Below are 25,818 nucleotides of genomic sequence, written 5' to 3'. Positions count from 1 at the left end.
CGGTGACCGGAGGGGACGGCGCGAGGGCCGGTGGCCGGACGGTGCCCGTTCGGGGGGTGGTACCGGCCCGGGGCGCTGCTCCGGGGCGCTCGCCGTCTCCGGGCCGGTCGCCGTCTGCGGGCCCGCCGCCGGTGCGGGGCCGGTCGCCGGTGCGGGGCCGGCGGGGGGCCTCGGGGGCGCGCGGCGGAACCGGCTCCGCGTCGGCACCGGACGGGGCCGGCACGTCCGGCGTCGCCGGCTCGGATCGTGGCGCAGGTTCAGACCGTGGTGCCGGTTCGGACAGGAGCGCCGGTCGGTCCGGCGAAGGCCGCGCGGACGGCGGTTCCGTGCCGGTGGGTGTGTCCGTCCCGGCGGGTGGCTCCGTCCCGGCGGGCGTGTCCGTCCCGGCGGCCGGGCCGGGGGCGGCGGGGGGATTCCGCGGGGCCGGGGCTGGCCTGCGCGATTCCGGCCAGCAGCTCCCGGGTCTCCGCGGCGCCGGGGCGGTGGTCCGGCTCGGGGGCGAGCAGCGCCCGCAGGGGCCCGGTGAGCGGCCCGGCCCGCCGGGGCGGTTCGATCCGGCCCTGGGCAGCGCGCCAGACGTACGCGAGGACGTCCTCGGCCTCCCCGTAGGGCGAGCGCCCCTCGACGGCGGCGTAGAGCGTGGCGCCGAGTCCGAACAGGTCGGAGCCGTACGTCGCCCGCTCCCCGTTCGCCACCTCGGGCGGGAGGTAGCGCGGCTTGCCCCGCAGCCCTCCGGTGAAGCTGTACGAGGCGTCCTGCCGCAGCGCGCGGGAGATCCCGAAGTCGGTCAGCTTGGCGACACCGGCGGCGGTGACCAGGATGTTCTCGGGGGTGACGTCGCCGTGCACCACGCCCTCGCCGTGCGCGTGCGCCAGCGCGTCCGCGATCTGGCGGCCGACCGCGGCGGCCCGGTCCGGCGTCAGCCGCCCGCCCTCGTCCTCCGCCAGCTGCGCGAGGCTGCGGGAGGGCACGTACTCCATCACCAGCCAGGTGTCGGCACCGTCGTCGAGGATGTCGAAGACCGTGACGATGTGCGGGTGGTGCAGCCGGGCGGCGTTGCTCGCCTCCCGGCGCAGACGCCGTGCGGCCCGGGCGTCACCGGCGCGAGCCTGCTTCAGGGCCGACTGGCGGCCGAGCCGGGTGTCCTCCGCGCGCCACACGCTCCCCATGCCGCCCCGGCCGATCAGCTCCCGCACCACGTAGCGGTCGGCGATCACATCCCCGACCGATGTGGTCCGCACGCCGTGCCTCCCGCCCCCGCCGGTCATCGCGACGGAGCGTACCGGTCGGCCGTGGCGCCGGTGCCGGGATCGGCGGGGCCGGGCGCCGTTGCCCGGAGCCCGGACCGGGCCCGGGCGCGCGCCGGTGGGTACGTCGGTGCGCCGGAGCGGAGAACGGGGTGCCGGACAGAGTGCGCGCGGGGAGTGCGAGGCCGGTGTGCGCGCCGGGCGTCATCAGGGTGCGCCGGGTGCGCCGGTGGCGGTTGAGACGCGCGGGCCCGGACGGACGGAGCGGCGCCCCGGGCCCGCCGGCCGCCGGCCGGGCGGTGGCGGCCCGGTACGGCACAGCGGCTCGCGGTACGGCGCGGCCGGCGGTGCACCCGTAGGGGCGGGGCCGGGGCCGGCGGCGGGGCTCGGGTGCGGGGCCGGGACCGGCGGCGGGGATCAGCTGCGTGGCTGCGGGCACCGGCGCCGGGGACGGGCCGGGGGTGGTCAGGGGGCGGTCGGTGGGCGGTACAGGTCGATCAGTTGGGCCAGGTGCCGGCCGGCGGTCAGCAGGGGCTCCTCGTCCCGGGCGACTTGGGCGGCCAGCTCCGCGCCCTCCAGCGTGCTGATCACGGTGTGGGCCAGTGCGTGGGCGTCCGGCTCGGTGAAGCCCGCCCGGCGGAGCCGGTCGAAGACCAGCTCGCGCCAGTGCGCGAACGCCTCGGCGGCGGCCTGCTGGATGCCGGGCAGCCGGCCCGCCGTCCCCAGTGCGGTGGAGGTGATCGGGCACCCGTCCAGCCAGTCCGACGCCCGCAGGCCCTCCGCGAGGTCCCGGACGCAGGCGACGACCGCATCCGCCGGGTCGTCCGCGCTCTCCAGCGCCTCCCGCAGGCTCTCGGCGAACTCCCGGTCGCCGTGCCGGATCGCGGCGACGGCCAGCTCCTGCTTCCCGCCGGGGAAGAAGTGGTACACCGAGCCCAGGGTGGCGCCGGCCTCCTGGGAGATCTGCTTGATCCCCGTGCCGTCGTACCCCTGCCGCTGCATCAGCCGCGAGGCCGCGCGCACCACCCGCTCGCGGGTCCCCAGGGCCGCGTCCGCCGCCGGGGCCGTCTCCGTCTCGTGCTCTGCGAAGGTCACCCGCCGAGTCTACCGAGCACCGAGTAGAACGTTCGTTATAGCGATGTGCTACGTTCTGTGCGCACTGGATAGAACGTTCGCTTTAGAGAGGGGTACGGGTATGGATACGCGAGCCGTGGTGGTGATCGGTCTGGGCCCGATGGGGCAGGCCATGGCCGGCGCGTTCCTCGACCAGGGGTACCGGGTCACCGTGTGGAACCGGACCGCGAGCAGGGCCGAGGCGCTGGTGACGCGGGGCGCGGTGCTCGCCGGCACGGTCGACGAGGCGCTGCGGGCGGCGGAGGTGGTGATCCTCAGCCTCACCGACTACGACGCGATGTACGCGGTGCTGGGGCCGGCGGAGCGGAGCCTGGAGGGCCGGGTCGTGGTGAACCTGACCTCGGACACGCCGGAACGCGCACGGGAGGCGGCGGCGTGGTTCACCGAGCGGGGCGCCCGGCAGCTGACCGGCGGGGTGCGGACGCCGCCGTCCGGCATCGGGGACCCGGCGTTCTCGACCTTCTACAGCGGGCCGCGGGAGCTGTTCGAGGCCCACCGGCCGCTGCTGGAGGTGCTGACCGGCACCGACTACCGCGGTGAGGACCCCGGGCTGGCGGCGCTGTTCTACCAGCTCCAGATGGACATGTTCTGGACGTCGATGCTCAGTTGGCTGCACGCCGTCGCGGTGGCCGACGCGCACGGCATCACGGCCGAGGAGCTGCTGCCGTACGCCGAGGAGACCCTGGGCGGCATGCCGCAGTTCCTGAACTTCTACACGCCCCGGATCGACGCGCGGGAGCACCCCGGTGACGTGGACCGGCTGACCATGGGGGTGGCGAGCGTCGAGCACGTGGCGCACACCACCCGGGCGGCGGGGGTGGACACGGCGCTGCCGGCCGCGGTGGCGGAGATCTTCCGGCGGGGTGCGGCGCAGGGGTACGGGGACTCCAGCTTCACCAGCCTGCTGGAGGTCTTCCGGGCCGCCGCCGCGGCCCCGGCCCCGGCGGGGTGACCGGTCGGGCCGTCCCGTCCGGTCCGCTGCGGGGATCGTCCGGCTGCCACGTCCCGCCGGCGGGGTGACGGGGTGGCCGGTCGCCGCCGGGCGCGCCCCGGTGCGAAGCGGAGTGGCGCCCGGCCGTCACGTCCCGGGGTGACCGGCCCGGCATGCCCGTCGCACGGGCGCCCACCGCCCGGACATCGTCCTGGGAGTCCACCCGCCCGGACCTCATCCGGGGCACCCGCTGCCCGGACCTCATCCGGATGACCGCTCCCGGGACGGCCGATGCCCGGCCGGGGACCGCACGGGTCCCCGGCCGGGCATCGTGGTGTCACGGCCGCCGCGGGCCGGCACCGCCGCCGCCGTTCTGCCGCGGGCGGCGGCGGTGCCGTCGGGCTTCGGTCAGCGGGTGACGGTCCAGGTGTCGTTGCCGGCCAGCAGGGCCGCCAGGTCGCCCTTGCCCTGCTGCTCGACGGCGGTGTCGAGCTGCTCCGCCATCAGGGTGTCGTAGACCGGCCGCTCCACGTTCCGGAAGACCCCGATGGGGGTCTGGTGGAGGGTGTGCGGGTCGGCCAGCCGGGAGAGCGCGAACGCGGTGGTGGGCGAGGCGGCCCGCGCGTCGTGCACCAGAACCCGCGACTCGGTCTCCGGGGTGACGGTGACGACCTCCAGGTCCCCGGTGACCGGGTTCCGCACCACGCCCTTGGCCCCGTCGGCGCCGAACCGGATCGGCTGACCGTGCTCCAGGCGGATGACCGCCTCCTGGGCCTGCTCGGCGTCCTTCAGCGACTCGAACGCGCCGTCGTTGAAGATGTTGCAGTTCTGGTAGATCTCCACCAGCGCGGTGCCGGGGTGGGCGGCCGCCTGCCGCAGCACCTCGGTGAGGTGCTTGCGGTCCGAGTCGATGGTCCGCGCCACGAAGGACGCCTCGGCCCCCAGCGCCAGGGACACCGGGTTGAACGGCGCGTCCAGCGAGCCCATCGGGGTGGACTTGGTGATCTTGCCGACCTCGGAGGTCGGGCTGTACTGGCCCTTGGTCAGCCCGTAGATCCGGTTGTTGAACAGCAGGATCTTCAGGTTCACGTTCCGCCGCAGGGCGTGGATGAGGTGGTTGCCGCCGATGGACAGCGCGTCGCCGTCACCGGTCACCACCCACACGCTCAGGTCCCGGCGGGAGGTGGCCAGGCCGGTGGCGATCGCCGGGGCCCGCCCGTGGATGGAGTGCATCCCGTAGGTGTTCATGTAGTACGGGAAGCGGGACGAGCAGCCGATGCCGGAGACGAAGACGATGTTCTCCCGCGCCAGGCCCAGCTCGGGCATGAAGCCCTGGACGGCGGCGAGGATCGCGTAGTCACCGCACCCGGGGCACCAGCGCACCTCCTGGTCGGACTTGAAGTCCTTCATCGTCTGCCGGGCCCCGGCCTTGGGGACCAGGGACAGCAGACCACGCTCCGGCCCCGCCCCGACGGCGGTGGCGACGGGCGGGGTGGTTGTGGCCTCAGTCATCGATGGCCTCCTTCAGAGCCAGAGCCAGCTGTTCGGCCTTGAACGGCATGCCGTTGACCTGGGTGTGGGAACGGGCGTCGACCAGGTACTTGGCCCGGATCAGCGTGGCCAGCTGGCCGAGGTTCATCTCCGGGATGACGACCTTGTCGTAGGCCGCCAGGACCTGGCCGAGGTTGGCCGGGAAGGGGTTGAGGTGCCGCAGGTGGGCCTGGGCGACGGCCACGCCCTCGGCCCGCAGCCGGCGCACCGCGGCGGTGATCGGGCCGAACGTCGAACCCCAGCCCAGCACCAGGGTGCGGGCACCGTGCGGGTCGTCCACGGCCACGTCCGGCACGGTGATCCCGTCGATCTTCGCCTGCCGGGTGCGGACCATCAGCTCGTGGTTGGCCGGGTCGTACGAGATGTTGCCGCTGCCGTCCTGCTTCTCGATCCCGCCGATGCGGTGCTCCAGGCCGGCCGTGCCCGGCACCGCCCAGGGACGGGCCAGGGTGTGCGGGTCCCGCTTGTAGGGCCAGAACACCTCGGTGCCGTCGGCCAGGGTGTGGTTGGGCGCGGTGGCGAACTGCACCCGCAGGTCGGGCAGGTCCGCCACGTCCGGGATGCGCCACGGCTCCGAACCGTTGGCCAGGTAGCCGTCGGAGAGCAGGAAGACCGGGGTGCGCCAGGTCAGGGCGATCCGGGCCGCCTCCAGCGCCGCGTCGAAGCAGTCCGCCGGGGTGCACGGGGCGACCACCGGCACCGGCGCCTCGCCGTTGCGCCCGTACATCGCCTGCAGCAGGTCGGCCTGCTCGGTCTTGGTCGGCAGGCCGGTGGACGGGCCACCGCGCTGGATGTCCACCACCAGCAGCGGCAGCTCCAGGCTGACCGCGAGCCCGATGGTCTCCGACTTCAGCGCCACGCCCGGGCCGGAGGTGGTGGTGACCGCCAGCGAACCGCCGAACGCCGCGCCGAGCGCCGCGCCGATGCCGGCGATCTCGTCCTCGGCCTGGAAGCTGCGCACGCCGAAGTTCTTGTGCCGCGACAGCTCGTGCAGGATGTCGGAGGCCGGGGTGATCGGGTACGAGCCCAGGTACAGCGGCAGGTCCGCCTGCTGGGAGGCGGCGATCAGACCGTAGGCCAGCGCCAGGTTCCCCGAGATGTTGCGGTAGGTGCCGGTGTTGAACGCCGAGGTCGCCGGGGCCACCTCGTAGGAGACGGCGAAGTCCTCGGTGGTCTCGCCGAAGTTCCAGCCGGCCCGGAACGCCGCCACGTTCGCCTCCGCGATCTGCGGCTTCTTGGCGAACTTCTTCCGCAGAAACGCTTCGGTGCCCTCGGTCGGCCGGTGGTACATCCACGACAGCAGGCCCAGCGCGAACATGTTCTTGCTCCGCTCGGCCTCCTTCCGGGACAGCCCGAAGTCCTTCAGCGCCTCCACCGTCAGCGTGGTCAGCGGCACCGGGTGGACCCGCCACGCCTCCAGCGAACCGTCCTCCAGCGGGCTGGTGGCGTAGCCCACCTTGGCCATCGGGCGCTTGGTGAACTCGTCCGTGTTCACGATGATCTCCGCGCCCGGCGGCAGATCCGCCAGGTTCGCCTTCAGCGCGGCCGGGTTCATCGCCACCAGCACGTCCGGCGCGTCACCGGGCGTGAGGATGTCGTGGTCGGCGAAGTGCAGCTGGAAGCTCGACACGCCCGGCAGGGTCCCGGCGGGCGCCCGGATCTCCGCCGGGAAGTTGGGGAGGGTGGACAGGTCGTTGCCGAACGACGCCGTCTCCGAGGTGAAGCGGTCACCGGTGAGCTGCATGCCGTCACCCGAGTCACCCGCGAAGCGGATGATCACCCGGTCCAGGCGGCGTACCTCCTTCGCGCCGCCGTCCGGCTGCTGTCCCCCCGCGAGCGCTGGCCCGCCCTGCTGCTCGGTTGGTTCGGCCTGCTCGGCCGGGCTACTGACCTGGCTGGTCACTGCTTCGGACCTCCTAGAGGCGGCGATTCGTGGACATCGGTGCCGACCGGTTGTCCCGTGGCCATCGTACGTCGGTAAGGGTGACCTTCCTTGGGCGGATCACATGGTGGACGACGTCGTCAGGCACCGTCATGTCACGGTTTGCCATGCTCTGCTCTTCCCCCCGGCCGCGGCTCCGCCATCGTTCGCCGGGCGCCCCACGTGCGGCGACCGGCACTCCATCGAACCATGGCGGACCCGGCCGCCGGCCGGGTCGGCGGCGGCCGGTTTCAAGAATTGAGATAAGTCAGCACCGCGAGCACCCGGCGGTGATCCCCGTCACTGGGGGAGAGGCCGAGCTTGAGGAAGATGTTGCTCACATGCTTCTCCACCGCGCCGTGGCTGATCACCAGCTGCTTGGCGATGGCGGAGTTGGTCCGCCCCTCGGCCATCAGCCCGAGCACCTCGCGCTCCCGGGGCGTGAGGGCGGCCAGCACGTCCTGCTTGCGGCTGCGGCCCAGCAGCTGGGCCACCACCTCCGGGTCCAGCGCGGTGCCGCCCCGGGCCACCCGGACCACCGCGTCCACGAACTCCCGCACCTCGGCCACCCGGTCCTTGAGCAGGTAGCCGACCCCTCGGGAGCTGTTGGCCAGCAGCTCGGTGGCGTACTGCTCCTCGACGTACTGGGAGAGCACCAGCACCCCCAGCCCCGGGTGGTCACGCCGGAGCCGGATGGCGGCCCGCACCCCCTCGTCGGTGTGGGTGGGCGGCATCCGCACGTCCGCCACCACCACGTCCGGCAGCTCGCCCCCGTCGGCCAGCTCACGCACCACCTTCAGCAGCGCCTCACCGTCCCCGACGCCCGCGACCACGTCGTGGCCCCGGTCGGTGAGCAGCCGGGTGAGCCCCTCCCGGAGCAGTACCGAATCCTCGGCGATGACCACCCGCACCCTGTCCTCCACGTTCTGTCCCCCCAGTTCTGGATACGTGGGGAACAGCATTCCAGGATTTGGACGAACGTGACGGACCGGGGTGCGGCCTGTGGAAACCCGGGTGATGCCCGGCGGCACCGCCGCCGTCCGGTCGGCGGTCGTGGTGGGGTGGCCCGCCGCCCGGGCCGGGGCGGTGGTGGTGGCCCGCCGCCCGGTCGGGGGGCGGGCGCGGCGGGTGGCCGACGGTCCGGGCGGGTGGTGCGCGGCGGGTGGCCGCCCGCCCGGTCCGCGGGGCGGTCGTGGCGGTGAGGCGTCGGTGCGGTCCGCCACCGGGGGTACGGCGCCGGGCCCCCAGCGGCGGCGCGGGGGCCCGGGCGGCGGTGGCGCGTGCCGGGGCGGCGCCACCGCCCCCCGGTGTGGCGGCAGCGGTCCCGGGCGGCGGCGCCGGGCTCAGGACCGCCAGGGCAGCTCTGCGGTGATCGTGGTGGGCCCGCCGGGCGGGGAGTCCACCACCAGGATTCCGTCCACCGCGTCCAGCCGTTCGGTGAGCCCGGCCAGTCCGGACCCGGTGGCGGTGCCCGCACCGCCCTGCCCGTCGTCGGTGACCTGGAGCATGATGCGGCCGTCGGAGCGCCACACATCGACCCCGGCGCGGCTCGCCCGGCTGTGCTTGCTGACGTTCTGGAGCAGTTCGGAGACGGTGAAGTACGCGATGCCCTCGATGGCCGGGGCGGGCCGCTCCGGCAGGTCCACCACCACGTTCACCGGCACCGCGCAGCGCGCCGCCAGGGCGGACAGCGCCGGTCCCAGGCCGCGGTCGGTGAGGATCGCCGGGTGGATGCCGCGGGCCAGGTCGCGCAGCTCCTGGAGGGCGAGCTTCACCTCGCCGTGCGCCTCGTCCACCATCTTGGCCGCCGCCTCCGGGTCCTCCCGGAGCTTCTCCTTGGCCAGGCCCAGATCCATGGCGAGGGCGACCAGCCGGGCCTGGGCGCCGTCGTGCAGGTCGCGCTCGATGCGCCGCAGGTCGGCGGCGGCGGTGTCCACCACGGTGCCCCGGTCCGACTCCAGCTCCACCACGCGGCTGGCCAGCACCGACGGGCCCAGCAGCCCGGACACCAGCAGCCGGTCCACCTGGGTGAGCAGGCGGTAGATCCACGGGCTGGCCAGCACGATGAGCGCGCCGACGGCGCAGGTCATGGCCACCTCGAAGGCCGAGTCCAGGTAGAAGCCGTCGCCGTTGCCGTCGCCGTACAGCTGGATGCCGGGGGTGTCGGTGTAGCTGGGGAAGACCCAGTGCCACAGCGGGTACGTCAGCATCGACCAGCCGCAGGCCCAGACGGTGATCGCGACACCGAAGCCGAAGACCGCCCAGGGGAGGCTGAGGACGGCGTACAGCACGTGCCGCCACGAGGCGCCGCTGCGGAGCATCCCGCCCACCCAGGCGATCGGCCCGCCCCGGCCGTCCTTCCGGTTCCGTATCCGCACCGGCTCGGGGTCGGCCACGTCCAGCCGCAGCAGCGCGCGGGCCCGGGCCCGCTCCACCACGCCCAGCGCCCGGCAGCCCGCCAGCGCGGCGCCGAGGACCGGGACGCCCAGGAAGGTGATGAGCAGGCCGACACCGAGGGCCAGCATGGTGACCGCGTAGGTGAAGGAGACGATCGCCATCGGCAGGCTGAGCATGAGGTAGAGGAATTCGCGCCAGGCGCGCGCCTCGAACGGTGCGCGCAGCCCGGCGGGCACCACATAGCTCCGGGGCTCCGGGCCGTATCCAGTTGCGCTGGCCATTTCTTCCTCCGACCTCCACACCGGGTGATCCGTTCTTCGGTACCACCAGCCTCGCCGAACCGGTGACGCGGAACCATATGGCCGGTAGGCGTCTTCATAGGGGGGTTAGCCCCACCCCTCGGCCCTGCGCCGGCGCCCGTCGCGGTCCTTCGCCGGTGCGGGTGGCGGCCTTCGCCGGTGCGGGTGGCGGCCTCTGCCGGTGCGCATCGGTGTCTGTCGGTGCCCGTCGGTGCCCGTCGGTGCCCGTCGGTGTCTGCCGGTGCCCGCCGGTGCGCGTTCTCCCCGCCCGGGGCCGGGCCGGGGCGGTCCCGCGTCGGACCCGGGCCGCGCTCGCCGCGGTGTTCCGGTACGGGCCGGGCCCGCGGGGGCTGCCGGCTCCCCGCGCCGGCAGCCGGGGGCCGGGCTCGCAGGCGCGCCCGGCTCGCCGCTTCCGCGTTCACCGGGTGCCCGCGCGCGTCCGTCCGCCGGCCGCCCGGGAGCCGCCCCGGGCGGCCGGGAACGCCGGTTGCGCGCGGTCGCCGGTCACTCACGGGCGTACCGGCTCCGTACGGCCGTGGCGGTGGCGCGCGGTGGCCGGTCCCCGCCCCACCGCCCGGGCCGACCCGCGGTGGCCGGTCACGCGCGGTTGCGCCAGGGCAGCTCCGCGGTGACCGTGGTGCCCTCGCCGGGCGGGGAGTCGACGACGAACAGGCCGTCCACCGAGCCCAGCCGTTCGGAGAGCCCGGCCAGTCCGCTGCCGCGGTCGGTGGTCGCCCCGCCCCGTCCGTCGTCCCGCACCTGGATCAGCAGCCGGTCGCCCGACCGCCACAGCTCGACCTCCGCGCGCTGCGCCCCGCTGTGCTTGCTGACGTTCTGGAGCAGTTCGGAGACGGTGAAGTAGGCGATGCCCTCGATGGCCGGGGCGGGGCGTTCGGCCAGTTCCACCGAGACCCGCACCGGCACTGTGCAGCGGCCGGCGACCGACGACAGGGCCGGCCCCAGGCCGCGGTCGGTGAGAATTGCCGGGTGGATGCCGCGGGCCAGGTCGCGCAGCTCCTGGAGGGCGAGCTTCACCTCGCCGTGCGCCTCGTCCACCATCTTGGCCGCCACCTCGGGGTCCTCCAGCAGCTTCTCCTTGGCCAGGCCGAGGCCCATCGCCAGGGCGACCAGCCGGGCCTGGGCGCCGTCGTGCAGGTCGCGCTCGATGCGCCGCAGGTCGGCGGCGGCGGTGTCCACCACGGTGCCCCGGTCGGACTCCAGCTCGGCGATCCGCCGCTCCAGCTCGTCGGAGGGCGAGAGCAGCCCGCGCACCATCGCCCGGTCCACGCTGGACAGCCCGCGGGCGATCCACCCCAGCAGCGGCCAGCCCACGAAGAGCGCGGTCACCACGACGGTGAAGGTGAACACGCCCCAGGGCAGGCGGATGAGGGAGTAGAGCGTGGCCCGCCAGGCGACCGGGTCCTTGAGCGACGTCCACACCCAGGGGAAGAAACCCCGGCCGCGGGGGAGCCGGCTGGGCTCGTCCACCCGGACCGACAGCAGCCGGAGCGCCCGCCGGCGTTCGTACCGGCCGAGCTGCCGGCTGCCGGTGAGCCCCGCCGCGAGCAGCGGCAGCCCGATGACGGTGATCGAGGCCGCCACGCCCGCGTACAGCCACAACGAGACGTAGGTGAAGGTCAGCAGCGACACCGGCAGGTTGGTCAGCAGGTACCCGATCTCCCGCCAGGTCTGCCGGGGGAAGGCGAGGACCGGCGGCGGCAGCCGCTCGGCCCCGGAATCACCCTTGCCGGCGGCCCCCGCGCCGCCGCGCGCCTCCGTGCCGCGGCCGGAGCCCGGTCCGCCGGCCCTGCCGCCACGGCCGGCACGGGGGCCGGAGCCGGGGACGCCGGCCTCCGTGCCCGGGCCGTCCCCCTTGCCGCGGCCGGCGCCCTTGCCGAGGGCGGCCCCCTCGCCGCGGGCGGCGACTCCCGGGCGGCCGGCTCCCGGGCCGCCACCGGCCGCCGGGGTACCGGCACCGCCGTCCGGGGGAGCGGGGGAGACGCCTCCCCGGGCGGCGGCGGAGGTACCGCCGGAGGGACGCGGGGCGGTGTCGCCGGGGCGGTCGGGGCCGGTGCCACCGGGGTGTGCGGGGACGCTCATGGGGGTAAGCCTGCCTGCCCGCCGCCGGCGGGCGCCATGGGGCTACTCCGACGCCCCCGGTGGGGTTATCCCCACCGGCCGGCCGGGACCCCGTCTCCGCATGTCAGACGGGCCGCTCCGGATGCCGGACAGACGGCTCGGTCCCCGAGCGCAGGGCCTACACTCCGTGCGTACCGATCGTCGAGCATCCGACCTCGACGAATACGCAGGCCGGACAGGCAGGACAGGGAGCGAGGGCGGACGTGCCGCAGGCGACGAGCGCACCCACCGGTGCCCACCACGTCCCGGTCGCGGCCGGCTACTTCGACGGTTACTCGGTGGTCGGGCTGCTGGGCGTCATCGGTGTGCTCTTCGTGGCGGTGGCGTTCGCCGGGGGCAGGCTGCTGCGGCCGGTGGTGCCGACGCAGGAGAAGATGCTCACCTACGAGTGCGGCGTGGACCCGGTGGGCGAGGGCTGGGCGCACACCCAGATCCGCTACTACGTCTACGCCTTCCTCTACGTGATCTTCGCGGTGGACGCCATCTTCCTGTTCCCGTGGGCGACGGTGTTCGCCGCGCCGGGGTTCGGCGGGACCACACTGGTAGAGATGTTCCTCTTCCTCGGCTTTCTCGCCGTCGGTCTCCTCTACGCATGGAAGAAGGGCGTCCTGGAATGGACGTGACCCCCTCGAACCCCGCGACTCCCGCCGCCGGGAGCCCCGCGTCCTCCCCGGCGCCGGCGCCGCCGCCCGGCTCCGGGACCCTCCCCGTCGTGGGCGGGGGCAGGCTCGGCGCGCTTTCCCGGCTGGCCCCGGAGCCGATGAAGGTCGTCCTCAACTGGGGACGCCGCTACAGCCTGTGGGTCTTCAACTTCGGGCTGGCCTGCTGCGCCATCGAGTTCATGGCCGCGTCGATGGCCCGCCACGACTTCATCCGGCTCGGCGTGATCCCGTTCGCGCCCGGACCGCGCCAGGCCGATCTGATGATCGTCTCCGGCACGGTCACCGACAAGATGGCGCCCGCGGTGCGACGGCTGTACGAGCAGATGCCCGAGCCCAAGTACGTGATCTCCTTCGGCGCCTGCTCCAACTGCGGCGGACCGTACTGGGACTCCTACGCGGTCACCAAGGGCGTGGACCAGATCATCCCGGTCGACGTCTACGTGCCCGGCTGCCCGCCCCGCCCGGAGGCGCTGCTCCAGGGCATCCTCAAGCTCCAGGAGAAGATCGCGCAGGAGTCGCTCGGCGAGCGGTACGGCGGCGGTGACGCCGGCCGGCCGTCCGCCGCGGCGCTGCGCAGCGGCCCGGTCGCCCCGCCGCCCGCGCCGGGCGCCGGTCCGGCGGACCCTGGCACGGCAGCCGGTGCCGGGGTGTCCGGTGCCGGTGCGCCGCGCGGCGGGGCCACGGAGGAGGCCGCGGCCGGCGGCGCTCCCACCGGTGACGTCCCGAGCGAGCGGGAGGACCGGCGATGACCTCGCCCGAGGAGCGGCGCGGCGCGCCCGGGGACGACGCCCCGGCGACCCCCGGCACCCCCGCGACCGCCGGCACTCCGGCCCCCCGGTACCCCCGCGACCGCCGGCGCCCCTGCGTCCGGTGCCCCGGCGGCGGACCGGCCGCCGGTGGGGTGGCTGCCCGCGCCCGCCGAGGAGATCTTCGGCGCCGGCGCGACGGCGGAGGAGGCGTACGACCTGCTGACGGTGGACGTGCCCGCCGAGGCCTGGCACGCCGCCCTGGGGAGCGCCCGCTCCGCCCTGGGCTGCACCTACTTCGACTGGCTGAGCGCGGTGGACGAGCCGGGCACCGGCTTCCGGGTGTGCGCGCACGTCGCGGCGCTCGGCGAGCCCGGCGGCCCCGGCCCGGTGGTACGCCGCCTGCTGGTCCGCACCACCGTGCCGCACGACGCGCCGGCGCTGCCGACCGTCACCGACGTCTACGCCGGCGCCGCCTGGCACGAGCGGGAGACGCACGAGATGTTCGGCGTCGCCTTCACCGGCCACCCGCACCTGGTGCCGCTGCTGCTGCCGGAGAACTTCGAGGGCCATCCGCTGCGCAAGGACTTCGTGCTGGCGGCGCGGGTCGCCAAGGCGTGGCCCGGCGCCAAGGAGCCGGGGGAGTCGGGGGTGGGCGCCGGGCACGGCGGCCCCAAGCGGCGCCAGATGCTGCCGCCCGGGGTTCCCGACCCCAACGACTGGGGCCCGCTGAAGGGCCAGCTGCCGCCGGCCCCGGCCCGCCCGGCCCGGGGTGCGCGCGCCGCGGGCGGTGCCGCCGCGGGTGGTGCCGCCGCGGGTGGTGCCGCCGCGCCCGCGGGCGAACGGCCGGCGCGGCGGATGCGTACCGCCGGCGCGGGTTCGGCCAGCCAGCGGGCCCAGGCCGGCGGTGCCCCCGAGGCCTCCGCCGCCCCGCCGGCCCCGGCGGCGCGTCCGCCGCGCCGGTCCCGGAGCGTCAGCGAGGGCTCGGCCAGCCAGCGCGGTGACCGACCGGGTGCCGCACCGGCCCCGGGTGCCGCACCGGCCCCTGGCGCCGCACCGGCCCCGGGCGCCGCACCGGCCCCGGGCGGACCGCCGGCCGGAGGCGGGGAACGGAAGCCGGGGGCGCACGCCGCCGGTGGTACGGGCACCGCACCGACGGAGCCACCGGCGCGCGTACGCCGCTCGTCGGACGCCCCCTGGCACCACGCGCGCCCGGCGTACGAGGAGCCGACGGGCGGTGCCGGCGACAGGCCCACCACCGGCGCCACGGACGGTGCGGACGGCACCGGCGGCCGCACCGGCACCCCACCCGCAGACGCCGGAGGCACGGCAGCCGGTACGGATGCCGCTGACGCCGCGAACGCCAAGAACGCCGCGAACGCCAAGAACGCCGAGAACACCGCGGACGCCGAGAACACCGCAGGCACGGAAGACACCGCATCCGGCACCACCGGCACACCCGGCACCACCGGCACACCCGGCACCACCGGCACACCCGGTGAGCCCGGCAGCACCCGCACCACCGACACCGCCGAAGGGGGCGACTCGTGAGTACCGACGTCCTCGACGTCGCGCTGCGACTGCTCGCCGTCTTCCTGGTGTTCCTGGTCTTCCCGCTGGTGCTGGGGCAGACCGAGCACAAGGTGATGGCACACATGCAGGGCCGGCTCGGGCCGATGTACGCCGGCGGCTTCCACGGCTGGGCCCAGCTGCTCGCCGACGGGGTGAAGTTCGCGCAGAAGGAGGACATCGTCCCGGCCGGGGCCGACCGCCGGATCTTCCAGCTGGCGCCCGCCGTCGCGCTGCTGCCGTACCTGCTGGTGCTCGTCGCCATCCCGATCGGGCCGGACAACGCCGTCGGCCAGTTCGTGGACGCGGGCATCTTCTTCGTGCTCGCCGTGATGGGCGTCGGCGTGCTGGGCTCGCTGATGGCGGGCTGGGCGTCGGCGAACAAGTTCTCGCTGCTCGGCGGCCTGCGGACGGCCGCGCAGCTGATGGCGTACGAACTGCCGCTGCTGCTGACCGCGGCGTCGGTGGCGATGGCGGCCGGCACCGTCTCGCTGCCCGGCATCCTCGACGCCTTCGAGTGGTGGTGGGTGCCCTGGCAGGCGGTGGGCGGCCTGGTGTTCTTCACCGCCGGGCTGGCCGAGCTCCAGCGCCCGCCGTTCGACGCGCCGGTCGCCGACTCCGAGATCATCTTCGGCGCGTACACCGAGTACAGCGGGCTGCGCTTCGCGCTGTTCCTGCTCGCCGAGTACGCCGGCATCGTCGTGCTGTGCGCGCTGACCTCGGTGCTCTTCCTCGGCGGCTGGCACGGCCCGTGGCCCGACGGCCTCGGCTGGCTGTGGATGCTGCTGAAGACCGCGGTGCTCGCCTTCGTCGTCATCTGGTTGCGGGTGACCTACCCGCGGCTCCGTGAGGACCAGCTTCAGCGGCTCGCCTGGACCGTACTGATTCCGCTGGCACTGGCCCAGATCGCCCTCACCGGGGTGGTCAAGGTGGTGATCTCCTGATGTCCCGCTCCCCGTTCCCCGGGTCCGGACTGGCCAAGGGACTGGCCGTCACCCTCCGCACCATGACGCGGAAGGCGCAGACCGCGCAGTACCCCGACGTCACGCCCGAGCTGCCGCCGCGGTCCCGCGGGGTGATCGGCCTGTTCGAGGAGAACTGCACGGTCTGCATGCTGTGCGCCCGCGAGTGCCCCGACTGGTGCATCTACATCGACTCCCACAAGGAGACGATGCCCCCCGCCGCGCCCGGCGGCCGGGAGCGCAGCCGCAATGTGCTCGACCGGTTCGCGATCGACTTCTCGCTCTGCATGTACTGCGGCATCTGCGTGGAGGTGTGCCCCTTCGACGCGCTGTTCTGGTCGCCGGAGTTCGAGTACGCCGAGACCGACATCCGCGACCTCACCCACGAGCGGGACAAGCTCCGCGAGTGGATGTGGACGGTGCCGGCCCCGCCCGCGCTCGACCCGGGCGCGGAGGAGCCCAAGGAGATCGCGGCGGCCCGGAAGACCGCGGAGAAGCTGGCCGCCGCGGCGGAGACCGGGGCGGCCGGGGACCGGCGGGCCGGGGAGGGCGACGCGTGAACCTCGCCGCCGCCTCCCACGGCTTCCTCTCACCGACCGGCGTGGAGATCGTCTTCCTGCTGGTCGGGATCGTCACCCTCGGCGCGGCCGTCGTCACCGTCACCACCCGGCAGCTGGTGCACGCCGCGCTCTGGCTGGTGGTGGCGCTCGGCGGGCTGGCCGTGGAGTACCTGCTGCTCACCGCCGAGTTCATCGCCTGGGTCCAGGTGCTGATCTACGTCGGCTCGGTGGTCGTCCTGCTGCTCTTCGGCCTGATGCTCACCAGGGCGCCCATCGGCCGGTCCCCGGACGCCGACTCCGGCAACCGCTGGGCCGCGCTGGCGGTGGCGCTGGCCTCCGCCGGCACCCTGGTCTGGGTGGTGGTGGACGCGTTCCGGACCACCTGGATCGATGTCGGGGCGAGCGTGCAGGGCTCCACCGAGGTGACCGGGGTGAGCCTGTTCCGGCACTGGGTGCTGCCCTTCGAGGCGCTGTCGGTGCTGCTGCTCGCCGCCCTGGTGGGGGCCATCGTGCTGTCCCGCAGGCAGGACGGGGACGGCGGCCGGGCGGCGGCCCGCCCCCGCGGCCGGTCCGGCAACCCGGTCCGCTCCGGCAGCCGCGGCAACCCGATCCGGTCCGGCGCCCCCGACCGCTCGCGTACCCCCGGCACACCCGACCGCTCCCGTACCCCTGGTGCCTCCGGCTCCTCCGGGCCGTCCGGTCCCGGCCCCGACCGTGCGACCGGCAAGGAGACGCGCTGATGCACCTCGCCTACCCGGCCGTCCTGGCCGTGCTGCTGTTCTGCACCGGCCTGTACGGGGTCCTCGCCCGCCGCAACGCGATCCTGGTGCTGATGTCGGTCGAGCTGATGCTCAACGCGGTCAACCTCAACCTGGTCGCCTTCGACGTGTGGCTGCGCGACACCCTCCACGCCGGCCAGGCGCTCACCCTCTTCATCATCGCCATCGCCGCCGCCGAGATCGGCATCGGACTGGCCATCGTCCTGATGGTGTATCGCAGCCGCGGCACCGCGGACGTCGACAAGCTCACGGACCTCGCCGAGCGGCCCGCGGCCACCGCCCCGGAGCCGGGCCCCGGCGAGCGGAAGGCGGAGGCCGCCGCGTGACCACCACGACCACCGCGGTACTGGTACCGCTGCTGCCCTTCCTCGGTGCCCTCGCGGGGCTGCTGCTGGGCCGCCCGCCGGCCTCGGGGGCGGAACCCGGCCCGGGGCTGCGCGCGGTGCTCTTCCGGCCCGGCTTCGTCCGGCCGCTGGCGGTGCTGCCGACCCTGGCGGCCACCGTCCTGGCGGTCGTCGTCGCGGCCCGGCAGGGCGGGGAGGACCCGGTGCGCGCGGCCACCCGGCTCGCCGACACCGGCTCGGTCCCCATCGACCTCGCGCTGCACGTCGACGGCTTCGCCGCGCTGGTGGCGGTGCTGGTCGGCGTGGTGGCCAGCTGTGTGCAGGTCTACTCCACCGGCTACCTGCGCGACGACCCGCGGTACGCCTCCTACGCCGCCGTGGTGTCGCTGTTCACCTCCGCGATGCTGCTGGTGGTCTACACCGACGACCTGATGGTGCTGCTGGTCGGCTGGGAGGTGATGGGCATCTGCTCGTACTTCCTGGTCGGCCACTACTGGGAGACCGCGGCGGCCCGCTCCGCCTCCCTCAAGGCGTTCCTCGTCACCAAGCTGGGCGACGTGCCGTTCCTGATCGGCATCTTCGCGCTCGCCTCGGACGCCGGTACGTTCCGCATCAGCGAGATCCACGCCCGGCTCACCACCCCCGGCTCCGGTTTCGCCCTGGACCACCCGACCCTGATCGCGCTGCTGCTGCTGGCCGGGGTGGCCGGCAAGTCCGCGCAGTTCCCGCTGCACACCTGGCTGCCGGACGCGATGGCCGGCCCCACCCCGGTGTCGGCGCTGATCCACGCCGCCACCATGGTCGCGGCCGGGGTCTACTTCATCGCCCGGCTGCTGCCGGTGTTCACCGCCTCCGCCGCCGCGCTGGTGGTGCTCGCGGTGCTCGCGGCCGTCACCATGACCGGCTCGGCGCTGGCCGCGCTCGCCCAGGACGACATCAAACGGGTGCTCGCCTACTCGACCATCGGCCAGCTCGGCTACATGACCGGCGCGCTGGCCGTCGGCGACCGGGGCGCGGCGGTCTTCCACCTGATCAGCCACGGCGCGTTCAAGGCGCTGCTGTTCCTCGCCGCCGGCGTGATCATCCACGCCGCGGGGACGAACTCGCTCGCCGCGATGGCCCGGACCGGCGGCATCGCCCGCAAGGCCCCGGACGCCTTCTGGACGCTCACCATCGGGCTGCTCGCCCTCGCCGCGCTGCCGCCCTTCAGCGGCTTCTTCTCCAAGGAGGCCGTGCTGGGCGCCGCCGAGCACACCGCGCTCGGCCACCGGGCGGGCGTACCGGAGGCGGTGGGCTGGACCGTGCTGACCGCCGGGCTGGTCACCGCCGCGCTCACCGCCGCCTACGCGGCCCGCCTGTGGCTGCTGGCCGGCGCGCCGGGCCGCGCCGGCCGGGCCGCCGCCGCGGCCCCCGCCCCCGCACCCGGCCCCCCGCCGTGCCCGCCGGCACCCCGGACGCCGTCCCGACGGCCGCCCCGGAAGCCCCCGGCCGCCCCGGACCCGGCGCGGCCGGTGCCCGTGCCGCTGGTGATGAACGCGGTGCTGTGGGTCCTGGCGGTCCCCGCGCTCGCCGCCGGGCTGCTCTTCACCGTGCTGCCCGACTGGTTCGACGGCGACTCGCTCGACCCCACCGCGACCACCTCGCTGCTCGGCACCGGACTGGCGCTGACCGGCGCGGGCGTCACCTGGGCGGCCTGGCGGCAGGCCACCGCCCGCGCCGCCCGGCCGGCCTCCGGCACCGCCCCGGCGCCCTCCGCGCCCCCCGGCCCCGGTGCTCCCCGCGCCGCACGCCGAACCCGCCGCCTCGGAGGCCGTGGCCATCGCCACCCACGACGCGGTCTACGAGGACGTGGCCGCCGCCCGCGAACCCGCCGACCCCGGCCGCCTCCTCCTCGGGCCGCTGCACCGCCACGCCGCGGACGGCTTCCACCTGGACGCCGTGTACCACGCGCTCCTCGTCCGGCCGGTGCGCGGCGCCGCCCGGCTCGTCCGCTTCCTCGACCGCGAGGTCGTGGACACCTACGTACGCGGCGCCGGCACCGCGCCCCGCTGGCTGGGCGCGGCCGTCCGCCGGGCCCAGACCGGCAACGTGCAGACCTACCTCGGCGCGCTGCTCGCCGGGTCCCTCGTCCTGGCCGTCGCCGCCGTCCTCGTCGCAGCCGGAGCCTGACCCGTGAACCACACCGTCCTGCAGCTCCTCCTGGTGGCCGTCGTCCTGCTCCCGCTGGCCGGCTCGGTCGCCGCCCTGCTCCCGGCCCCGCCCGGGCTGAAGGGCCGCAGCCCCGAGCAGGCGGTGCTGCGGCACGGCGTCACCGTCACCGGTGCCGTCCTGGCCGCCGCGGTCGCCCTGGCCGCCGGTTTCGACCACGACGACCCGGCCCGGATGCAGGCGCAGACCGACATCAGCTGGATCCCGGCGCTGGACATCCGCATTCACCTCGGGGTGGACGGCATCTCGCTCCCGCTGCTGGTGCTGACCGCGCTGCTGACCTTCCTCTGCGCCCTCTACAGCTACTTCGTGATGCCCGCCGGCCCGTCCCCGAAGGCCTTCGTGGCGCTGCTGCTGCTCCTGGAGGGCGGCACCCTGGCCAGCTTCGCGGTGCTGGACCTGATGCTGTTCTTCCTGGCGTTCGAGATGGTGCTGATCCCGATGTACTTCCTCATCAACGGATGGGGAGGCGCCGACCGGGAGCGGTCCGCCTGGCGGTTCATCCTCTACACCCTGCTCGGCTCCGTCGTGATGCTGCTGGGCCTGCTCCTCCTCGGCATCGAGGGCGGCACCTTCGACATGGTGGCGCTCGCCCGGGCCGACGGCGCCGGCCTGAGCCACACCACCCAGCTCCTGGCGGTCCTGGCCATCGGCATCGGGCTCGCCGTGAAGACCCCGATGTGGCCGCTGCACAGCTGGCTGCCGGACGCGCACACCGCCGCCCCCACGGTCGGCTCGGTCCTGCTCGCCGGCGTCCTGCTGAAGATGGGCACCTACGGCTTCGTCCGCATCGTGCTGCCCATGGCCCCGGAGGGGGCGCACACCTTCGCGCCCTACCTGGCGGCGTTCGCGGTCGTCGGCATCATCTACGGATCCCTCGCCTGCCTGGCGCTGGCCCTCCCGTCCCCCGCCACCACCCTCGCGAAGGGCGCCGCCCCCGCCGGCGGCGGGCGCGACCTGAAGCGCCTGATCGCGTACTCCTCCGTCGGCCACATGGGGTTCGTCCTGCTGGGCATCGCCACCCTCACCCCCACCGGGGTGAACGGCGCGCTGTTCGCCAACATCGCCCACGGACTCATCACCGGACTGCTGTTCTTCCTGGTCGGTGCGGTCAAGGACCGCTACGGCAGCACCGATCTGGACCGGCTGGCGGGCCGCACCGGCGCCGCCCTCTACGGCCGGGCGCCCCGGCTGGGCGGGCTGCTGGCCTTCGGCGCGGTGGCCTCCCTCGGCCTGCCCGGGCTCGCCGGGTTCTGGGGCGAGATGCTCGCCATGTTCGGGGCCTACGACCCGGCGGCCGGGCTGAGCCGCCCGGCGTTCCGCACGTACCTCGCCATCGCCGCGTTCGGCACCCTGCTCACCGCCGCGTACCTGCTGATCGTGGTGCGCCGGGTGTGCATGGGCGACCCGGCCGACCGCACCGGGGCGGTGGCCGCCATGACCCCCGTCCCGGCGGGCGCCCCGCCGCTCGCCACCACGCCCGGGGGTGCCGTACCGGGCGGTGACGCGCCCGGCGCGTCGGGAGGTGCCGCGTCCGGCGGTGCCGCGTCCGGGGGTGACACGCCGCACGGCGCCGGTACGGACGGCACCGCGCCCCACGGCGCCGCACCGCACGCCACCGGGGCCGGCGGCAGCGGGGCGGTGGCGGCGGCCGGGCCCCCCGACGTCCGTGGGTACGAGCTGGCCGCCTGGACCCCCCTGGTGGCCCTCACCGTCCTCGCCGGACTGTGGCCCGCGGTTCTCCTCGGCCTCACCGAACCGGCCGTGCAGCAGCTCCTCGCAGGAGGCGTCCGATGACCGCCGGTGCCGCGAACCTCGTCCAGTCCGTCGACTGGGTCGCCGTCGCCCCGCCCACCGTCGCCGCCGTCGTGGCCATCGCCGTGCTCGTCGCCGACCTGTTCCTGCCCGAGGAGCGCAAGCCGGTCCTGGGCCGGCTCGCGGTGGCCGGCATCGTGCTGGCCGGGCTGGCGCTGCTGCCGCTGCGCCACGGCGACCGCGACACCTTCTGCCTGACCACCCCGTCCGACGGCGGGCTGTGCAGCTATGTGGCCGACGACTTCACCGTCGCCGTCCAGCTGCTGGTGGTCGTCGGCGCGCTGCTCGCCGCGCTGCTGTCGATCGACGCGGTGACGGACCGGCGGCTGCCCGCGGGCGAGTTCTGGTTCCTGTTGCTCTCCGCCGTCGCCGGGGCCCTGCTGCTGCCCGCCGCCCGCGACCTGGCGACCCTGGTCGTCGCCCTGGAGGTCGCCTCGCTGCCGGCCTTCGCACTGGTCGGCCTGCGGCGCGGGGACCGGGCGTCCGCCGAGGCGGCGCTGAAGTTCTTCCTCTCCTCGGTCACCGCGACCGCCGTCACCCTGCTCGGCGTGAGCTTCGTCTACGCCGCGACCGGCAGCATGCACCTGACCGCCGTCGCCGACGGCCTCGCCGGTGTGGATCCGGGGCTGGCGAACCTCGCCCGCGCCGGCGTCGCCCTGACCCTGATCGGCTTCGCCTTCAAGACCGCCGCCGTCCCGTTCCACTTCTGGGTGCCCGAGACCTACGTGGGGGCACCGCTGCCGGTGGCCGGCTACCTGTCCGTGGTGGGCAAGGCGGTCGGGTTCACCGGCATCATCCTCGTCACCGTCCTCGCCTTCCCCGGCTACGACGAGGTGTGGGGCCCGGTGCTGGCGGTGCTCGCGGCGCTCACCATGACGGTGGGCAACGCCGGCGCGCTCCGGCAGCGCCCGGACCGCCCGCACAGCGCGGTCCGGCTGCTCGCCTGGTCCTCGGTGGGACAGGCCGGCTACCTGCTGGTGCCGGTGGCCGCCGCCGGCTACGCGGACCGGGGCCGGGACGCGGCCCACGCGATCGGCGCCACCGTGGCGTACGGACTGATGTACGCGGCGGTCAACCTGGGCGCCTTCGGCGTCGCCGCGCTCGTCGCCCGGCGCAGCCCGGCCAACCGGATCGACGACTACCGGGGGCTCTACGCCACCCGCCCGCTCGCCGCCCTCTGCCTGGGCTTCTTCCTGCTCTGCCTGGCCGGCCTGCCGCCGGGCGTCATCGGGCTCTTCGCCAAGGTCGCGGTCTTCTCCACCGCCGTGGACGCCGGGCTCGGCTGGCTCGCGGTGGTGATGGCGGTCAACGTGGTGATCGCGCTCGTCTACTACCTCCGGTGGACGGCCGTGCTCTTCCGCGGCGGTGCCGGGCCGGCGGAGGCGCCGGCGGCCGGCGCTGCGGAGCCGGCGCCCGCACCGGTCGCGGCGGCGGCCACGGCCACCGCGGCGGGCGGGGCCGTCGCCCCGGGCGGGGCCGTCGCCCCGGTGCCGGGGACGGAGAGCGCCGGCGCGGTCGCCCCCGCGGCCGGGCGCGCCGGGGAGCGTACGCCGGTGGCCCTCGCCGCGGCCATCGGCCTGGCCACCCTGGCCGGTGTGGCGCTCTCGGTGGCCCCGCAGCTGGTGCTGCACTTCGCCGCCGGCTCGCTCTTCTGACCCGGCGGGCCGCCGAGCGGGCGGGTCGCTGATCCGGTGGGCCGCTGGTCCGGCGGCTCGGTGACCCGGTGGGCCGCTGATCCGGCCGGACTCCGGTGGGGGACCGCCGGCCGGGGACCTCCGGTCCGCGGGCCGGGATCGCAGGAGCCCGGCGGCCGGGCCGGGGCCGGGAGGCGGGAGGAGCCGCGCCACGCCTTCCGGCGCGGCCGTGCAGCGCCGCCACTCCCCGCCGTACCGCTGCGCCGCCGCCCGGATCCCGGCCCCGGCCCGGACCGCACGCGGGACCACCTCCGGCCGCACCGCCACCCGGCCGGCCCGGTCGTGACCAGGCCGCACCCGCCACCCGGGCCCGCCGGTCGTGTCCGGGCCGCCGTGCCCCGCGCGGCCCCGTGTCCACCGGCCCGGACCGGATCACCCGCCTCCGCTCCGCGCCCGCCCCGCCACCCGCGGGGAACCCGTGTCTTCCGTCTGGCGTTGTGCAGATCAGGAGGGTCCACTGGAAGGTGGATATTCCCCGAAAAAGAGGGTTCCCCCCGCCGCGTCATTTGGAGGGCGTACCGTGCACCGTCGGCACAACGGGCTCAAGACCGCCGTACTCCTCGGGGGACTGTCCGCACTCATCATCGTGATCGGCAGCCTCTTCGGCCGGGCCGGCCTGGTCATCGCGGTCCTGGTGGCCCTCGCCACCAACGCCTACGCCTACTGGAACAGCGACAAGCTGGCCCTGCGGGCGATGCGGGCCCGCCCGGTGAGCGAGTTCGAGGCGCCCGAGCTCTACCGCATGGTGCGGGAGCTCTCCACCGCCGCGCGGCAGCCGATGCCACGGCTGTACATCTCCCCGACCCCCGCGCCGAACGCCTTCGCCACCGGCCGCAACCCGCGGAACGCGGCCGTCTGCTGCACCGAGGGCATCCTCCGCATGCTCGACGAGCGGGAGCTGCGCGGCGTCCTCGGCCATGAGCTGAGCCACGTCTACAACCGGGACATCCTGATCTCGTCGGTCGCCGGCGCGCTCGCCTCCGTGGTGATGTTCCTCGTGAACTTCGCCTGGCTGATCCCCATAGGCCGCTCGGACGACGACGAGGGGCCCGGCCTCCTCGGCATGCTGCTCATCATGATCCTCGGCCCGCTCGCCGCCTCGCTGATCCAGCTCGCGGTCAGCCGCTCCCGGGAGTACGAGGCGGACGCGTCGGGCGCCCAGCTCACCGGTGATCCGCTCGCCCTCGCCAGCGCATTGCGCAAGCTGGAAGCGGGTACGAAGGCATTGCCCCTGCCCGCCGAGCCACGTCTGGAGACGGCCGGACACATGATGATCGCCAACCCCTTCCGGCCCGGCGCCGGCATGGCCAAGCTCTTCTCCACCCACCCGCCGATGAGCGAACGGATCTCCCGCCTGGAGGAGATGGCGGGTCCGCGATGAAGACCCTCCTCAACCTGATCTGGCTGGTGTTCTCGGGCTTCTGGCTGGCCTGCGGCTACGTCCTCGCCGGCCTGCTGCTCTGTGTCACGGTCATCGGCATCCCGTTCGGGATCGCGTCCTTCCGCATCGCCGGTTTCGCCCTGTGGCCCTTCGGCCGCACCGCGGTGCCCCGCCGGGACGCGGGCGCGGCGTCCTGCGTGGGCAACGTCCTCTGGCTGGTGCTGGCGGGCTGGTGGCTGGCGCTCAGCCACGTGATCACCGGTCTGCTGCTGTGCGTCACGATCATCGGCATCCCGCTGGGACTGGCGAACTTCAAGCTGATCCCGGTCTCGCTGACCCCGCTGGGCCACGAGATCGTCCGCACCGACGCGCCGTTCGGCCGGCGCGTCTGACGCCGGCACCGCTCCCCGCCCCGGCCTTCCGTCCCGCCTCCGCGACCTTCCGCCCCGGCCCCGGCGGCTGCCTCGCCCGGCGGGCTGCCGTCCGGGCCTCCGGCCCGTCCGGGCGCTTCCGGCGGCATCCGGGGCGCGGCCACCCCGGATGAGCGCGTCGCCGCTGGTCGGAGGGTGGCGGCGGGCGGAGGCCGGCCGCCGCCGGTGGGCCGCCGCGGCCGACCCTCGTCCTCCCTAGGGTTTTCCCCGTTTCCACGTCATCTCCGCGCTGCCTACTGTCTGCCCACCGGTGGTCTCCGCTTCCGGGCCGTGTGGAAGCCTCCCGCCTCCGTCCCCCACGACGGGCGCCGGAGATGTCTCGCACGGTCAGGTCTCATGAGCAATGCGGAGACCACCGGTCACGTCCGGCGGACGCCCCGGCCTGACCCAGCCGGCCCCTTCCCCGGCCTCGCGCCCGCCCGCCGCCCGTAGGACCGCCCACCGGCTCGCCGGTCCCCGCACGCAGACTCCGCTGGCTCGCCGTTCTTCGCGATCCCGCACCCGCCCGTCAGGTGACGCGACCGCTGCCCGGAGATCGGACCGGCCCGCTCGCCGTTCGGAACCGCCCGGCCCGCCGTGCCCCGCACCCGATCGCCGTGCCCCCGCGCCGCCCGGTGGTGGAACCGCCCGTACGGAACCACCCGCCGCCCCACCGTCCGAGGCCGGCTCAGAGTCCCCGCATCGGCCCGCCCGTACACGCAGTCCGCACCCGCCCACGGTGCCCCGCCGCCCACGGTGCCCCCCCCCACCCGGCACCATCCCGCCCCGAACCAGGCGGCCACGCCTTGGCGAGGCCGGCGCGAAAACCGCCCCGCCGTCCGAGACCACCGCCCGGAGCCCTGTGGACCGGAGCCCTGAGGCCGGCCCGGACCCCGAGACCACTGCCTGGACCCCGAGACCGGCCGGAACCCCGAGGCCGGCCCTGAACCCGCGCCCGCCCGGCGCGAAACCGCCCCGCCGTCCGAGGTCCTCCGCCCGCACCATGCCTGACCTGCGCCCGGGGCGCTGCCGCGCGCGGTGCCGCCGGACCCGGTCCGTATCCTTCCGG

At 75.2% G+C, this 25,818-nt stretch carries 20 protein-coding genes and 1 pseudogene; 14 read left to right on the top strand and 7 right to left on the bottom strand.

Annotated elements, in window-relative coordinates; genetic code table 11:
* Positions 1 to 257: 257 nt before the first annotated feature.
* Both IHE55_RS11965 and IHE55_RS11960 read right to left on the bottom strand, forming a co-directional pair.
* Positions 258 to 1,241, bottom strand: coding sequence for a serine/threonine-protein kinase (locus tag IHE55_RS11965; RefSeq protein WP_307826619.1), 984 nt, complete (start codon positions 1,239 to 1,241; stop codon positions 258 to 260).
* Positions 1,242 to 1,712: 471 nt separating this feature from the next.
* A complete protein-coding gene (locus IHE55_RS11960) occupies positions 1,713 to 2,342 on the bottom strand; it encodes a TetR/AcrR family transcriptional regulator (protein WP_307826618.1) in 630 nt (209 codons plus the stop codon).
* A gap of 100 nt (positions 2,343 to 2,442) precedes the next feature.
* Between IHE55_RS11960 and IHE55_RS11955 the strand changes: the two genes are divergently transcribed.
* Positions 2,443 to 3,333: an NAD(P)-dependent oxidoreductase gene (locus IHE55_RS11955; protein WP_197989014.1), complete on the top strand. Its 891-nt coding sequence runs from the start codon at positions 2,443 to 2,445 to the stop codon at positions 3,331 to 3,333.
* 387 nt (positions 3,334 to 3,720) lie between these two features.
* Here the strand turns inward: IHE55_RS11955 and IHE55_RS11950 are convergent, their stop codons facing one another.
* The 5 genes from IHE55_RS11950 to IHE55_RS11930 form a co-directional block, all read right to left on the bottom strand.
* The gene (locus IHE55_RS11950) at positions 3,721 to 4,824 is read right to left on the bottom strand and encodes a 2-oxoacid:ferredoxin oxidoreductase subunit beta (RefSeq protein WP_372442657.1); all 1,104 of its coding nucleotides are present in this window, start codon (positions 4,822 to 4,824) and stop codon (positions 3,721 to 3,723) included.
* Positions 4,817 to 6,766 carry a 2-oxoacid:acceptor oxidoreductase subunit alpha gene (locus tag IHE55_RS11945; RefSeq protein WP_197989013.1) on the bottom strand — a complete coding sequence of 650 codons (1,950 nt, stop codon included), beginning with the start codon at positions 6,764 to 6,766 and terminating at the stop codon, positions 4,817 to 4,819. Before IHE55_RS11945 ends, IHE55_RS11950 begins: the two co-directional genes overlap by 8 nt.
* A 269-nt stretch (positions 6,767 to 7,035) precedes the next feature.
* The gene (locus tag IHE55_RS11940; protein ID WP_307826870.1) at positions 7,036 to 7,695 is read right to left on the bottom strand and encodes a response regulator transcription factor; all 660 of its coding nucleotides are present in this window, start codon (positions 7,693 to 7,695) and stop codon (positions 7,036 to 7,038) included.
* A 432-nt stretch (positions 7,696 to 8,127) separates the two neighbouring features.
* Entirely contained in the window at positions 8,128 to 9,462 is a 1,335-nt protein-coding gene (locus tag IHE55_RS11935; protein WP_197989011.1) for a sensor histidine kinase, read from the bottom strand.
* Positions 9,463 to 10,077: 615 nt separating this feature from the next.
* Positions 10,078 to 11,202 (bottom strand): sensor histidine kinase, encoded by a 1,125-nt coding sequence (locus IHE55_RS11930; protein ID WP_232266236.1) that lies wholly within the window; start codon positions 11,200 to 11,202, stop codon positions 10,078 to 10,080.
* 620 nt (positions 11,203 to 11,822) lie between these two features.
* Here IHE55_RS11930 and IHE55_RS11925 point away from each other — a divergent pair.
* The 13 genes and pseudogenes from IHE55_RS11925 to IHE55_RS11865 all read left to right on the top strand — a co-directional run bounded on the left by IHE55_RS11925 (position 11,823) and on the right by IHE55_RS11865 (position 24,731).
* Positions 11,823 to 12,242, top strand: a complete 420-nt coding sequence (locus IHE55_RS11925; protein ID WP_197989009.1) for an NADH-quinone oxidoreductase subunit A — start codon at positions 11,823 to 11,825, stop codon at positions 12,240 to 12,242.
* Positions 12,233 to 13,030, top strand: a complete 798-nt coding sequence (locus tag IHE55_RS11920) for an NADH-quinone oxidoreductase subunit B (protein ID WP_232265534.1) — start codon at positions 12,233 to 12,235, stop codon at positions 13,028 to 13,030. Before IHE55_RS11925 ends, IHE55_RS11920 begins: the two co-directional genes overlap by 10 nt.
* Before the next feature lie 147 nt (positions 13,031 to 13,177).
* Positions 13,178 to 14,578, top strand: a complete 1,401-nt coding sequence (locus IHE55_RS11915) for an NADH-quinone oxidoreductase subunit C (protein WP_197989008.1) — start codon at positions 13,178 to 13,180, stop codon at positions 14,576 to 14,578.
* Positions 14,575 to 15,540 (top strand): complex I subunit 1/NuoH family protein, encoded by a 966-nt coding sequence (locus IHE55_RS11910; protein WP_197989007.1) that lies wholly within the window; start codon positions 14,575 to 14,577, stop codon positions 15,538 to 15,540. Before IHE55_RS11915 ends, IHE55_RS11910 begins: the two co-directional genes overlap by 4 nt.
* A complete protein-coding gene (locus IHE55_RS11905) occupies positions 15,540 to 16,118 on the top strand; it encodes a NuoI/complex I 23 kDa subunit family protein (protein ID WP_197989006.1) in 579 nt (192 codons plus the stop codon). The genes IHE55_RS11910 and IHE55_RS11905 overlap by 1 nt, the downstream gene beginning before the upstream one ends.
* Positions 16,115 to 16,858 carry an NADH-quinone oxidoreductase subunit J family protein gene (locus IHE55_RS11900; RefSeq protein WP_197989005.1) on the top strand — a complete coding sequence of 248 codons (744 nt, stop codon included), beginning with the start codon at positions 16,115 to 16,117 and terminating at the stop codon, positions 16,856 to 16,858. The genes IHE55_RS11905 and IHE55_RS11900 overlap by 4 nt, the downstream gene beginning before the upstream one ends.
* Complete coding sequence (gene nuoK / locus IHE55_RS11895) at positions 16,858 to 17,223, top strand: NADH-quinone oxidoreductase subunit NuoK (protein WP_197989004.1); 366 nt, start codon at positions 16,858 to 16,860, stop codon at positions 17,221 to 17,223. Before IHE55_RS11900 ends, nuoK begins: the two co-directional genes overlap by 1 nt.
* A pseudogene (locus tag IHE55_RS31135) lies at positions 17,220 to 18,965 on the top strand (NADH-quinone oxidoreductase subunit 5 family protein); the annotation flags it as partial. The gene nuoK and the pseudogene IHE55_RS31135, both read left to right, overlap by 4 nt.
* Positions 18,966 to 19,053: 88 nt before the next feature.
* A complete protein-coding gene (locus IHE55_RS32630; RefSeq protein WP_372442656.1) occupies positions 19,054 to 19,410 on the top strand; it encodes a hypothetical protein in 357 nt (118 codons plus the stop codon).
* Positions 19,411 to 19,413: 3 nt separating this feature from the next.
* A complete protein-coding gene (locus IHE55_RS11880) occupies positions 19,414 to 21,246 on the top strand; it encodes a complex I subunit 4 family protein (RefSeq protein WP_307826617.1) in 1,833 nt (610 codons plus the stop codon).
* Entirely contained in the window at positions 21,243 to 22,919 is a 1,677-nt protein-coding gene (locus IHE55_RS11875) for an NADH-quinone oxidoreductase subunit N (protein WP_197989003.1), read from the top strand. The genes IHE55_RS11880 and IHE55_RS11875 overlap by 4 nt, the downstream gene beginning before the upstream one ends.
* Positions 22,920 to 23,478: 559 nt before the next feature.
* On the top strand, positions 23,479 to 24,339 hold the full coding sequence (gene htpX / locus IHE55_RS11870) for a zinc metalloprotease HtpX (RefSeq protein ID WP_197989002.1): 861 nt from the start codon (positions 23,479 to 23,481) through the stop codon (positions 24,337 to 24,339).
* Positions 24,336 to 24,731, top strand: a complete 396-nt coding sequence (locus IHE55_RS11865; RefSeq protein WP_197989001.1) for a YccF domain-containing protein — start codon at positions 24,336 to 24,338, stop codon at positions 24,729 to 24,731. Before htpX ends, IHE55_RS11865 begins: the two co-directional genes overlap by 4 nt.
* Positions 24,732 to 25,818 lie beyond the last annotated feature (1,087 nt).

The sequence above is a fragment of the Streptomyces pactum genome (assembly GCF_016031615.1).
GTDB lineage: Bacteria > Actinomycetota > Actinomycetes > Streptomycetales > Streptomycetaceae > Streptomyces > Streptomyces pactus.
This window is presented reverse-complemented; position numbering and strand designations above follow the sequence as displayed.

What these genes read in the sequence shown, in the direction of transcription:
- IHE55_RS11920 (WP_232265534.1), top strand. Translation starts at nt 12,233, where the DNA reads ATGGACGTGACCCCCTCGAACCCCGCGACTCCCGCCGCCGGGAGCCCC.
- IHE55_RS11935 (WP_197989011.1), bottom strand. Translation starts at nt 9,462, where the DNA reads ATGGCCAGCGCAACTGGATACGGCCCGGAGCCCCGGAGCTATGTGGTG.
- IHE55_RS11950 (WP_372442657.1), bottom strand. Translation starts at nt 4,824, where the DNA reads ATGACTGAGGCCACAACCACCCCGCCCGTCGCCACCGCCGTCGGGGCG.
- IHE55_RS11865 (WP_197989001.1), top strand. Translation starts at nt 24,336, where the DNA reads ATGAAGACCCTCCTCAACCTGATCTGGCTGGTGTTCTCGGGCTTCTGG.
- nuoK (WP_197989004.1), top strand. Translation starts at nt 16,858, where the DNA reads ATGCACCTCGCCTACCCGGCCGTCCTGGCCGTGCTGCTGTTCTGCACC.
- IHE55_RS11905 (WP_197989006.1), top strand. Translation starts at nt 15,540, where the DNA reads ATGTCCCGCTCCCCGTTCCCCGGGTCCGGACTGGCCAAGGGACTGGCC.
- IHE55_RS11955 (WP_197989014.1), top strand. Translation starts at nt 2,443, where the DNA reads ATGGATACGCGAGCCGTGGTGGTGATCGGTCTGGGCCCGATGGGGCAG.
- IHE55_RS11875 (WP_197989003.1), top strand. Translation starts at nt 21,243, where the DNA reads ATGACCGCCGGTGCCGCGAACCTCGTCCAGTCCGTCGACTGGGTCGCC.